This is a genomic window from Shewanella sp. LZH-2 (assembly GCF_016859145.1).
GTDB lineage: Bacteria > Pseudomonadota > Gammaproteobacteria > Enterobacterales > Shewanellaceae > Shewanella > Shewanella xiamenensis.
Genome location: NZ_CP069350.1, coordinates 1,130,001 through 1,142,214 on the forward strand (window position 1 = coordinate 1,130,001; position 12,214 = coordinate 1,142,214).

The window sequence follows — 12,214 nt, forward strand, 5'->3', positions numbered from 1 at the left end:
CGTACAAGCAGTGGGAGCGGTACTTGAGACCGTGACTGCGTACCTTTTGTATAATGGGTCAGCGACTTACGTTTTGTAGCGAGGTTAAGCGAATAGCGGAGCCGTAGGGAAACCGAGTGTTAACTGCGCGTTTAGTTGCAAGGCGTAGACCCGAAACCCGGTGATCTAGCCATGGGCAGGTTGAAGGTTGAGTAACATCAACTGGAGGACCGAACCGACTAATGTTGAAAAATTAGCGGATGACTTGTGGCTGGGGGTGAAAGGCCAATCAAACCGGGAGATATCTGGTTCTCCTCGAAAGCTATTTAGGTAGCGCCTCGAGCGAATACCATTGGGGGTAGAGCACTGTTAAGGCTAGGGGGTCATCCCGACTTACCAACCCTTTGCAAACTCCGAATACCAATGAGTACTACTCGGGAGACAGACGGCGGGTGCTAACGTCCGTCGTCAAAAGGGAAACAACCCAGACCGTCAGCTAAGGTCCCAAAGTGTATGTTAAGTGGGAAACGATGTGGGAAGGCTTAGACAGCTAGGATGTTGGCTTAGAAGCAGCCATCATTTAAAGAAAGCGTAATAGCTCACTAGTCGAGTCGGCCTGCGCGGAAGATGTAACGGGGCTAAACATACCACCGAAGCTACGGGTGCAATTCATTAGAGTTGCGCGGTAGAGGAGCGTTCTGTAAGCCGTTGAAGGTGAAGGGGTAACCCACACTGGAGGTATCAGAAGTGCGAATGCTGACATGAGTAACGATAAAGGGGGTGAAAAACCCCCTCGCCGAAAGACCAAGGGTTCCTGTCCAACGTTAATCGGGGCAGGGTGAGTCGACCCCTAAGGTGAGGCCGAAAGGCGTAATCGATGGGAAACAGATTAATATTTCTGTACTTCCGCTAACTGCGATGGAGAGACGGAGAAGGCTAGGCTAGCGCGGCGTTGGTAGTCCGCGTTTAAGGTGGTAGGTGGGTGACTTAGGCAAATCCGGGTCACTATACACTGAGAGCTGATGACGAGTCCCCAAGGGGATGAAGTAGTTGATGCCATGCTTCCAGGAAAATCTTCTAAGCTTCAGGTTAGCGGGAATCGTACCCCAAACCGACACAGGTGGTCGGGTAGAGAATACCAAGGCGCTTGAGAGAACTCGGCTGAAGGAACTAGGCAAAATGGTACCGTAACTTCGGGAGAAGGTACGCTCTTGTTGGTGATGAGACTTGCTCTCTAAGCTGACGGGAGTCGCAGATACCAGGTGGCTGCAACTGTTTATCAAAAACACAGCACTGTGCAAACTCGCAAGAGGAAGTATACGGTGTGACGCCTGCCCGGTGCCGGAAGGTTAATTGATTGGGTTATCGCAAGAGAAGCTCATGATCGAAGCCCCGGTAAACGGCGGCCGTAACTATAACGGTCCTAAGGTAGCGAAATTCCTTGTCGGGTAAGTTCCGACCTGCACGAATGGCGTAATGATGGCCACGCTGTCTCCAGCCGAGACTCAGTGAAGTTGAAATTGCGGTGAAGATGCCGTATACCCGCGGCTAGACGGAAAGACCCCGTGAACCTTTACTATAGCTTGGCACTGAACATTGACCCTACATGTGTAGGATAGGTGGGAGACTATGAAGTTGGAACGCTAGTTCTGATGGAGTCGTCCTTGAAATACCACCCTTGTAGTGTTGATGTTCTAACTTGGCCCCATTATCTGGGGTAAGGACAGTGCCTGGTGGGTAGTTTGACTGGGGCGGTCTCCTCCCAAAGAGTAACGGAGGAGCACGAAGGTTGGCTAAGTACGGTCGGACATCGTACGGTTAGTGCAATGGCATAAGCCAGCTTAACTGCGAGACAGACACGTCGAGCAGGTACGAAAGTAGGTCATAGTGATCCGGTGGTTCTGAATGGAAGGGCCATCGCTCAACGGATAAAAGGTACTCCGGGGATAACAGGCTGATACCGCCCAAGAGTTCATATCGACGGCGGTGTTTGGCACCTCGATGTCGGCTCATCACATCCTGGGGCTGAAGTCGGTCCCAAGGGTATGGCTGTTCGCCATTTAAAGTGGTACGCGAGCTGGGTTCAGAACGTCGTGAGACAGTTCGGTCCCTATCTGCCGTGGGCGTTGGATGATTGAGGGGAGTTGCTCCTAGTACGAGAGGACCGGAGTGAACGAACCGCTGGTGTTCGGGTTGTCATGCCAATGGCATTGCCCGGTAGCTATGTTCGGAATCGATAACCGCTGAAAGCATCTAAGCGGGAAGCGAGCCCCAAGATGAGTCATCCCTTGGACTTTAAGTCCACTAAAGAGCCGTTCGAGACTAGGACGTTGATAGGTCAGGTGTGTAAGCGTTGTGAGGCGTTGAGCTAACTGATACTAATGACTCGAGAGGCTTAACCATACAACCCAGATGGGTTTTGCTAAGTAGCACTTAGCTTGAATATGAACACTTAAGAAGTGATACTCAAAACAGCTTTCTAAATTAACAAATAAAGGTTAATTACGCAGGTAATTGTACGGCAGACAAAGCCGTGACGAGCGAAGGGCGGAGTGTACGGTAGTACATGAGCACTGGAGTGAGGAAACAATGCCGTCAGACGTAGAATTAACCAGTAAGAATTTGCTTGGTGACAATAGCATTGTGGTCCCACCTGATCCCATCCCGAACTCAGAAGTGAAACGCAATCGCGCCGATGGTAGTGTGGGGTCTCCCCATGTGAGAGTAGGTCATCGCCAAGCGCCTAAATAAACACAAAAGCCAGCTCAATAAGCTGGCTTTTTTGTTTTAGGCGTTTGTAATAATGCTATCAACAGCAAAAATATGTCTGTGTATAGAATCTTGTTTCACCCCACAAGAGTAAACACGGGTCATTGTTATTGTACAAATAGCCAATAGTTAAACGATAACGTTGGTCATTTAACACTCTTCAAATTGTCAAAATATCTCCCCAAGTTTAAGTTGTTATACCATTCCGCATTAAAGTTCAGTCACCTTTGCCCATTCCCGAGAGCACATTTTTACCACGCGTTTTGTACAACTGATAAAGCTGTTCCATGCCTGGCTGCAGGCATCCACTATGTCCTCATATCCTTTAAAACAGCGATTGGCGAGATAATGTTGGCGCAGCCAACTCCATACCTGTTCGATGGGGTTTAGTTCTGGGGAATATGGCGGCAGTTTGAGTATCGACAGGTTGGGGATATCAGCAGCAATGTCATTGGTATGCCAACCCGCACCGTCCATTACCACGACAGCATGGCGGCCAGGTTTGGTGCGTTTTGCAATCAACTCCAAGTGCTGGTGCATGATGTCCTTATTAACGAATGGCGTGATGATGGCTTCAGTTTCTCCTGTTGCAGGACAGACTGCGCCGAAGAGATGCACATATTCAAACTGCTGCTGTCTTAACGCTCTTGGTCTACTGCCTTTGGGGGCCCAAAGTCGTGTCGTTGTATTTTGCTGGCCGAATCTGGCTTCGTCCTGAAACCAAATATCAATCTGGTGTGGCTGTATATGAATGGGAGCGTGAAGGATCGTTTCCAGAGGAAACTTTTTTAAAAGCGTCCTGTAAGCTCTGTGTTTGTTTTGGATGCCTGGAGCGGCTGGTTATCCAACAGAATCCCATGCTCTTTAGTAGCTTGTAGATGTGATTGGGATGGTACTCGACATTAAATTCACTTGAGATGTATTGCTGGATGTCGGCCCCAGTGAGTCTGCCGCCCTCATCTGATTGTGCTTTGAACTCAATGTATCTGGCGAGCCTCCTTTTTTGCTCATTTGACAATGACGGCTTCTTCCCTAGGCGTGGTTTATCTTCAAGTCCTGCCAGTCCTTGCCCAAGATAGCTGGAGACCCATAAGTTGACGCTAGATCTGGCCACCTTCAACTGGCTTGCCACCTGAGTGCGGTTATGGCATTGCAAAAATAGCGATACAGCGAGCAATCGCATGCGCTTATGCGGATTTTTTTCTCTTTTGGAGAGGCTAAGCAAACTTTCAGCAGTTTCAGGTTTCATAATCCAATTTTAAGCTGCTGGGTTGCTTGCTATTAGATCAGACTTCAATGCGGAATGGTATTATCCCGAGCTCAGGTTATTTAGTGTTTTCGGTTTCTGCTTGTTTAATTTTTATATTCTCTCTTAAACACCATTTCACATTGGGTTACCCTGAAGAATTTAGGCGCATAACATCAGGCCAATAAAAAGAGCAACCTAGGCTGCTCTATTCTGTATTGGGGTTAGCGTGAAATGCTAGTTTGATGCTGCGCAAAACTTAACGAATAAGCTTATTGCCCATTAATTTTGGCTTTGAACTTTGCTTTAGTAACGTCATCGGCGAGGTAATACCAATAATCCAGCATATGGCTGATTTCGGCTTGAGTTGGCGTATTGGGCGTTAAATTGCTATTCGTCATAGTAGATGATGCTTGAGGTGTGGATCGCTCTGCCATTAGCGTTAATGAGGCTGGATGTTGCCCTTGGTTATATTGAAAGATTTCCTGCTCGAAGTTTCGTCCTATCTGTAGACCATTTTTTACTAATTTATCTTGGTCAAAGTGTACGGATTGGTTGTGCTTATTCACAAGCTTGAGTGTGGGAGACTTATCAAATTGTTTTGCACTTTTAGCTGAGTTGATACTTGGTAATTCAAGCTGGAGTTGTTGATCGACTTCATTAAAGCGAATGATCAATACATCGGATTGATATTTTACTGAATTAGTTTGTTGTCGATATAGTGCATTATAGCGAAAGCTAATTTGGTTCAATCCGTTGCTAAGGGTGATAGGAGCTTCGCCTAATGGTTTTTGGCCATTGACAGTTAATAATTCTACATCGCTTGGAAGCTGTAAGATCACTTCTGCACTTGCTGGTTGAATATTAGTGAGCAGAATGGCAGAGGCTAACAGGATTGAACTGGGTTTCATAGGCTTTCTCTTGGTTGATATCACGCCTTAATGATAAGTGAGATTACCAGTAACACAAAATCACGTTTGCACGGTAGGATATGCCTGTTATTGGCTAGAATGCGGGTAAAAGAAAAGGCTCGCTGGGAGCCTTTTCTGGATAGAGCCGTTTGATTATTTCGTTTTATCTTGGCTTAAATTGATGCTGTAAACCGCGAAGCCGAGTTCATCTTTGCTGATCTTTTTCATTTCGCGTTGTTTATTCGCTTCGATAAAGGTTGCGGCTTTATCGCTATCTTGGGTTTGGAAGCGAATATCAAGGGTCACATTCGTGTTGATGGTTTTGAAATCCCAGTTGTAGTCAGCACTTGGGTTTACCATGCCTTCGTACTTGCCTGTTGTTTCATTGTACTTAGATTGCGCTGTGATATAGGCCGCTAAGGCTTCACGGTTGGTATCTGGCAGTTCCAGAACCACATGGTCACTGCCTGTACCGGCGAACTTACCACCAAAGGCGCGATAGTTATTTGAGGCCACGATAAATTCTTTGGCTGCAAATTCTTCGCCAGTGAATACTTTGCCATTTTCATCGGTATAGCTTAAATCGACGATACGGTTAGCATTGGCGTTGACAACAGCGCAGTCACGGTCGAATTTACTTGGTTGAGTGACATCAATTTTATAAGTTAAACCATCGAGTACGTCGAAGTTGTAGGTTGGATGACCGTCCCAGTTGATTAACTCCTGTGGCGTTGTTTTACTTGGGTCGATTTGCTTAAACTGGTTAGCGGAACATTCCAGCCAGTCTTTCAGCTCTGCGCCTGTGGCCTTTACCGCCACCATGGTATTAGGGTAGAGATAAAGATCGGCAGCATTTTTAAAGGTCAATGCGCCTTTATCCACTTGCACGTATTGGTCTGCATCGCTGGTTGTGCCATGGCGTCCGCCGGCTTTGAATGGCGCTGAGGCCGATAATACAGGCAGATCTTTTAACGCCTCTGGGAGTTTGGCTTTTACGTTGGCTATTTGTGCATCGGAAACGATTTGCACCGTTGGATCGTCCTGCACTAAGGTCAAGAAGCTATACATATCGGCGGCAGCAACCCCAATTGGCTCATCCACGAAGGCAAGTGTGCCTTGGTGCTCTTCAGCTACGGCATCGATAATTTCTTGGTCACGGTCGACTAATGGCGTTTTAGTTGCGCCATCATAGATAGGACGAGCCTTAGTCGTTGCACTAAGTACCATCCATTTACCGTCTTTACGCTCTAGTTTAAAGTCAACCACACCTAAGTTATCACCCCAACGTCCAGGCATTACGGCTGGGACGCCGTTTAATAGACCCTTAGTCACATCTGTATTAGGTAGGTCGGCATATTTGGCATCGGGGAAGATGGAGTGGCTGTGACCAAACATAATAGCATTAATATCTTTTACATTCGTTAACGCGTAGGTAGCGTTTTCCGCCATTGGATCGCCAGGATTCTCTGTTGAACCGATACCAGAGTGGGGGATCGCGATAATCAAATCAGCGCCTTTCGCCTTCATTTCAGGCACATATTTCTTTGCTGTCTCGACGATATCTTCAACCTTAACTTTGCCAGTAAGATTTTGTTTATCCCACAATAAAATTTGTGGTGGCACAAAACCAATATAACCAATCTTAATGGTTTGGTTATTTCCTTCGCTATCGACGATTTTTTTTTCTTTAATGATATAAGGGGTGAATAAATGCTCACCTTTTTTCACATTATTCCAACAACCGTTTTCATCAGCACAATATACGTTGGCGTTAATATAAGGAAATTTAGCACCATGAAGTGATTTATTTAAAAAGTCTAAACCATAGTTAAATTCGTGATTCCCGATATTCCCCACTTCATAATCTAGTAGGTTCATCGCTTTATAAGCCGGATGAACATCACCCATTTGCAGGCCGACTTTAGCCATATAGTCGCCCATTGGACTGCCTTGAAGCAGATCACCGTTATCAACGAGCACACTGTTTTTGGACTCCTGACGAGCCGCATGAATTAAACTTGCGGTACGCGCGAGACCAATTGTTGGGTCTTCTTTACCACTGTAGTAGTTGAAATCCATGATATTCGTGTGCAGATCGGTGGTTTCTAGTACACGTAAATCCGCTTGAACAATTGGCTCATCATCTGAGCCACAGGCGCTTACACCAAGGGCGGCAGTGATCATCACTGCGAGTAGTTTTTTATTTAACATAGTTTTCTCTATTTATATTTATGTGACCCTAATACATGCTCTATTTTTGAGCATGCCCATCATCCTGTTAACTTATATTCTGAAACTGTTCTGAAAACGATTAGTTACAGAAGCATTAAGTTAACGAACAGGATTATAAAGACATTTGATGATCTGAATGTGACATTAATTGGATAAAGGCTGTATTAAATTGTGACAATGAATTCGATTGATTAAATTACAACCGATATATGACGTGATTTTTGTTTGTCTATTGGATAAACACTTGGATTGGTTGTATGTTAAAAATAATTAATATTTGTTATTTAAATGGTTTGGTTTTAAGCCGATTTTTATATCGTTATCGCGTTAACCTTTAGCGTTTTTATAATTGTTCTTAGGTAACTTATTATTTTTAAATTAAATTATTTTTATATTTATCATGTTGTTTATAATTTTTGTTATTCAGATGTAATGTGGGCATGGCAGTGGTGCTCGCTTGATGATGTTATTTGAGGTTCGTCACACATAAAGCGATACAATTTAGCCTTGAATACGTTGGTCGAAAGCTTGGCTGAATGGCGGTTAACTTGCTAAGGTTGTGCATCGACGACAGTGCCTTGAAGATGCACTCGTTGGAAGAGAAGCCAAAATCCGTTACTCGCACCTTTCACTTAAAAAATATAAAGACAGGGCAGTGACACTTAAGGGAGTTAATATGCGTAAGTCTGTTATTTTTACCGCTGTTACCGCGGCGTTGTTATTGGGCGCCTGTTCTGAAAATTCTGCTGTAAATTCTGAAGCGACTAATGCTGTTGCAGCCAAAGCTGCTTCAACATCAGCTCAAATAGATGCGACCAATGTGTTATTAAGCAAGAGTCCATTACAAGATCAAGCTCCGCAGTTTAATTTGATCAAGAGCTCGGATTATGCCCCCGCCTTTGCGCAGGGGATAAAAGAGCACGAGGCTGAAATCGCCGCCATTATTGGCAATAAACAGGCACCGACCTTTGAGAATACCATTTTAGCTATGGAAACGTCGGGTGGGTTGTTGACTCGAGTGTCACGCACCTTCTTTAACCTCGCGGGTTTGATCTCCGATGATAATTTTCAAAAAACGGAGGCGGATTTAGCGCCTAAGTTATCGGCTCATCGCGATAACATTTATTTAGATCCAAGCTTATTTGCACGTGTTGAAACCGTTTATCAACAACGTGACACGTTAAATGCTGAAGATAAGCGCCTAGTCGAGTTTTATTACGAGCAGTTTGTGCGTGCTGGGGCCAAATTATCCGATGCCGATAAAGCCCAAATGCGTGATTTCAACGCTGAGTTGGCCACCCTTGCGACTGAGTTTTCCCAAAACAGCTTAAAGTCATTTAAAGACGATGTGATTGTCGTGACAGACAAGGCACAGCTAGACGGTTTATCTGACAGTGAAATCGCGACCTTAGCGGCCGCAGCGCAAGCAGCGGGTAAAACGGGTTACTTGATTACCTTAGTGAACACGACGCGTCAGCCTATTTTAGCCAGTTTAAATAATCGTGAACTGCGCCAAAAAGTCTGGGAAACCTCGGCCCACCGCGCCGTTGCTAGCAATGGCCCTTTAATCGTGAAGATGGCGCAGCTGCGCGCCAAGAAAGCTAATTTACTCGGCTTTGATACTTGGGCTGCCTATGCCGTGGCCGACCAAATGGCTAAAACGCCAAGCGCAGTGTATGAAATTTTAGATGACTTGGCGCCTAAGGCGTTGGCTCACGCTAAGGTCGATGCGGCGGATATCCAAGCTGAAATCAAAAAAGCTGGCGGCAATTTTGAATTGCAACCTTGGGATTGGGCTTATTACGCCGAGAAAGTGCGCCAACAAAAGTATGCCCTCGACGAGAGCAGCATCAAACCTTATTTTGAATTCAATTCAGTGCTCAAGGATGGTTTGTTCTTCGCAATGAACAAACTCTACGGCATTAGCATTAAACCTCGCACCGATTTACCAGTATGGCATAGCGATGTGCTCGCCTTTGAGGTTTTCGATAAAGACAACAGCTCAATTGGCCTGTTCTATCTCGACCCTTATGCCCGTGAAGGCAAGGGCGGCGGCGCTTGGATGGATGAGTTTGTCACTCAGAGCGGACTACTCGGTACTAAACCGGTCGTGTATAACGCCCTGAATATCCCGAAACCTGCTGACGGCCCAACCTTGATGACCTTCGATGAAGTGACCACTATGTTCCATGAATTTGGTCACGCGGTGCACGGTTTGTTCTCCAAGGTGAAATACCCGAGTGTGGCAGGTACCTCTACGGCGCGCGACTTTGTGGAATTTCCGTCTCAAGTTAACGAAGATTGGAACATTGACCCAGCAGTCATTGCCAATTACGCCAAGCACTATCAAACTGGTGAACCTATTCCTAAAGCCTTACTCGATAAAATCTTAGCCTCGAATAAATTTGGTCAAGGTTTTGATACCGTTGAGTATTTAGCGGCTGCATTACTGGATATGGAATGGCACTCGATTGGTGCCGACACCCAAATCAAGGATGTGGAACAGTTTGAGCATCAAGTGTTAGCCAAACACGGCCTCGATTTCGCGCCGATCCCACCGCGTTATAAGTCGAGCTATTTTAGCCATGCCTTCTCGGGTGGCTATTCAGCCGGTTATTACGCTTACCTGTGGACAGAAGTGTTTGCCGCCGATGCCTTCGCCTATATGGGCCAACATGGGGGCTTAAAAGCTGAAAACGGCGATAAGTTCCGTGAAGCGGTATTGTCTAAAGGCAACAGCGAAGATTTGATGCAGAATTACATCCACTTTACTGGTCAAAAACCTACGACCGATGCCTTATTAAAACGTCGTGGTTTAGTCGACTAAACGAGTCATTGTAAAAAGGGCCAAAGGCTTGGTAGGGCAACCTATCAAGCCTTTTTTTACGCTATTGTTTTTCGATAATCTTTACTCTAAAATCCCGCCACATTTGACTGTGGGATAACTTCTTTATCCCGTATCGACGCCCCTCGAAAATCAGGCTCAGTTTCCCCTCCTTTGAGCCCTTGAGTACAGCTAAAGCGTAGCCTCTTTATATTGGATGTAGCATTAATGGTTTCGCAATTAAGTGAAGCAGTGCTGGATGTGATCGCTGACGCCTTGGTAGACAAAGGCTATATCTTTTTACCCGAGTTAGTTCCTAGTCATATAAGCCAAGTATTGCTGGATAAAGTTCGAACAACAGAAATACATGAGTTGAAAGCGGCCTCCATCGGACGTGGTGCAGAACAACAACTTAACCCCGATATTCGTCGTGATCGTATTCAGTGGTTAGAGGAGCAGCATGAGCCTGATTCACTCTATTTGGATTTGATGATGCAATTAAAGGATGGGCTCAATCGTCGCTTATTTATGGGGTTGTTTGACTATGAAAGTCATTATGCTGTGTATCAACCCGGCGCTTTTTATAAGAAGCATGTGGATGCGCTAAAAGGCAGTCAAAACCGCATCTTAACTACGGTGTTTTTCTTAAATCCGGATTGGACGCCAGCAGACTGCGGCGAGCTGATTATTTACGATGAAGCCGATAATGAGATTGAACGTATAGCGCCAAAAATGGGGCACTTTGTGATTTTCTTAAGCGAGCGTTTTCCCCATGAGGTGACAAAAACCTTGGCGCAACGTAACAGTATTGCTGGTTGGTTTAGGGTGAGCACCAGCATGCATGGCTTTTAAAAGGGCTAAAAAAACCACCTTAGTTAAGGTGGTTTTTTGTATACAGTGATTCAATCCTAGGTATTAGGCTAACGATGTTTGAGTATCCTTGGCATTAAACTGTTCAATATCCAACTCATTTTCTGATTTACCAATCACAACGGCGGTCATCATATCGCCAGTTACGTTCGTCGCGGTGCGGATCATATCGATAATACGGTCGATTGCGGCGATAAAGGCAATACCTTCGAGCGGTAACCCAATCACGCCTAAGGTCACTGTTAACATCACCATTGCGCTGCCTGGCACGCCAGCAGTACCGACAGAGGCAACCGTGGCGGTGACGGCAATCATCACATAATCTAAAGTATCGAGTGGAATGCCATAAATCTGCGCGATAAAAATCGCCGAAATTGCAGGATAGATACCACCACAGCCATCCATGTTCATAGTGGCACCGAGCGGCATAACAAAGGCGCTGTAGCGCTTAGAAACGCCCATGGTTTCAACCGCTCTAGTGCTGGCAGGCAACGTGCCAAAGCTTGAAGAGGTACTAAAAGCCACTAATTGCGCAGGCATAGCCTTGCGGAAAAATTGCATAGGGCTTAAGCCTGCAAATTTCACAAAGCCACCATACACAAAAATCATATGTATCAGGGCTGCAATATAGATTGCGGCGATAAACTTACCTAGAGGTAATAGAGTCGATAAACCATATTCACCCACCACCCAAGCCATCAAACCAAATACACCAATTGGGGTGAGTTTTAACACCATGCGAGTCAGTTGAAACATCACTTCGGCGCCCGCTTCAATTGTGCGTTTAAGCGGCTCAGCCTTCTCGCCGACCTTGTTGATGGCAATCCCGACTAAAGCAGCAAACACAATAATTTGCAGTACTTTACCTTCGGCCAGTGAGGCAAATGGATTGACAGGGATCATATCGAGTAGCACCTGCGCAAACCCTGGTATATTGCGCTCACGCACTTCAGTGGTGGCCAGTTGCATCGTGCCGCCCATATCAATAAGCGAACCAACGGCTAAGCCGATTAACGAGGCGATTGTACCTGTTAGCATAAACATGCCTAAGGTCTTAAGGCTTAAGCGTTTTAGATTGGTTTGAGAGCCTAGCGAGGTAATACTTACCACGATAGCGCAGAAGACCAGTGGCGCAACTAGCATTTTTATCGCGCTAATAAATAGATCGCCAAGCGGTTTAAGCACAGTTGCGCTTTCGCCTAATAACACGCCAACGAGCGCACCTAAGATAAAGCCTGTGAGGACTTTTTGCCAAAAAGGGATGCGGCTAATAGTTTGAAGGATCATGCGTTTTCCAAAAATATATCATTACAAGCCCATAGACCTGAGATGCTAGTATGTGTATCCACTTGAAGTAAATGAACTTATACCAAGCGGCGCGTC

Annotated in this window: 6 protein-coding genes and 2 rRNA genes (1 of these 8 running past the window's edge); 4 read left to right on the forward strand and 4 right to left on the reverse strand. The window is 45.7% G+C overall.

Translation table 11 applies throughout. The features are described from left to right. Together JM642_RS05145 and rrf are read left to right on the forward strand one after the other, a co-directional pair. Positions 1-2,382 (forward strand): 23S ribosomal RNA (locus JM642_RS05145) (it extends 511 nt beyond the left edge of the window). Positions 2,383-2,604: 222 nt separating this feature from the next. Next, positions 2,605-2,720, forward strand: a 5S ribosomal RNA gene (gene rrf / locus JM642_RS05150). 238 nt (positions 2,721-2,958) lie between these two features. Here rrf and JM642_RS05155 read toward each other — a convergent pair. The 3 genes from JM642_RS05155 to JM642_RS05165 all read right to left on the reverse strand — a co-directional run bounded on the left by JM642_RS05155 (position 2,959) and on the right by JM642_RS05165 (position 7,116). Next, positions 2,959-3,997, reverse strand: a protein-coding gene (locus tag JM642_RS05155) for an IS630 family transposase (RefSeq protein WP_203433045.1) whose coding sequence is annotated in 2 segments (ribosomal slippage) — positions 2,959-3,537 and positions 3,539-3,997 — 1,038 coding nt in all. Because the reading frame shifts where the segments join, the coding sequence is not laid out codon by codon here. Between the two features lie 269 nt (positions 3,998-4,266). Continuing rightward, positions 4,267-4,905, reverse strand: coding sequence for a DUF2057 domain-containing protein (locus JM642_RS05160; protein ID WP_172589590.1), 639 nt, complete (start codon positions 4,903-4,905; stop codon positions 4,267-4,269). Between the two features lie 153 nt (positions 4,906-5,058). Continuing rightward, positions 5,059-7,116, reverse strand: coding sequence for a bifunctional 2',3'-cyclic-nucleotide 2'-phosphodiesterase/3'-nucleotidase (locus JM642_RS05165; protein WP_203433047.1), 2,058 nt, complete (start codon positions 7,114-7,116; stop codon positions 5,059-5,061). 697 nt (positions 7,117-7,813) lie between these two features. On the opposite strand from JM642_RS05165, the gene JM642_RS05170 reads away from it, so the two are divergent. Together JM642_RS05170 and JM642_RS05175 are read left to right on the forward strand one after the other, a co-directional pair. Next, positions 7,814-9,964 (forward strand): M3 family metallopeptidase, encoded by a 2,151-nt coding sequence (locus tag JM642_RS05170; RefSeq protein WP_088586822.1) that lies wholly within the window; start codon positions 7,814-7,816, stop codon positions 9,962-9,964. A gap of 225 nt (positions 9,965-10,189) precedes the next feature. After that, on the forward strand, positions 10,190-10,813 hold the full coding sequence (locus JM642_RS05175) for a 2OG-Fe(II) oxygenase (protein ID WP_047536903.1): 624 nt from the start codon (positions 10,190-10,192) through the stop codon (positions 10,811-10,813). A 63-nt stretch (positions 10,814-10,876) separates the two neighbouring features. Here the strand turns inward: JM642_RS05175 and JM642_RS05180 are convergent, their stop codons facing one another. Then, on the reverse strand, positions 10,877-12,118 hold the full coding sequence (locus tag JM642_RS05180) for a dicarboxylate/amino acid:cation symporter (protein WP_047536901.1): 1,242 nt from the start codon (positions 12,116-12,118) through the stop codon (positions 10,877-10,879). Positions 12,119-12,214 lie beyond the last annotated feature (96 nt).

Excerpts from the sequence above, each read along its gene's own strand:
- JM642_RS05160 (WP_172589590.1), bottom strand. The coding sequence starts at position 4,905 with ATGAAACCCAGTTCAATCCTGTTAGCCTCTGCCATTCTGCTCACTAAT.
- JM642_RS05170 (WP_088586822.1), top strand. The coding sequence starts at position 7,814 with ATGCGTAAGTCTGTTATTTTTACCGCTGTTACCGCGGCGTTGTTATTG.
- JM642_RS05180 (WP_047536901.1), bottom strand. The coding sequence starts at position 12,118 with ATGATCCTTCAAACTATTAGCCGCATCCCTTTTTGGCAAAAAGTCCTC.
- JM642_RS05175 (WP_047536903.1), top strand. The coding sequence starts at position 10,190 with ATGGTTTCGCAATTAAGTGAAGCAGTGCTGGATGTGATCGCTGACGCC.
- JM642_RS05165 (WP_203433047.1), bottom strand. The coding sequence starts at position 7,116 with ATGTTAAATAAAAAACTACTCGCAGTGATGATCACTGCCGCCCTTGGT.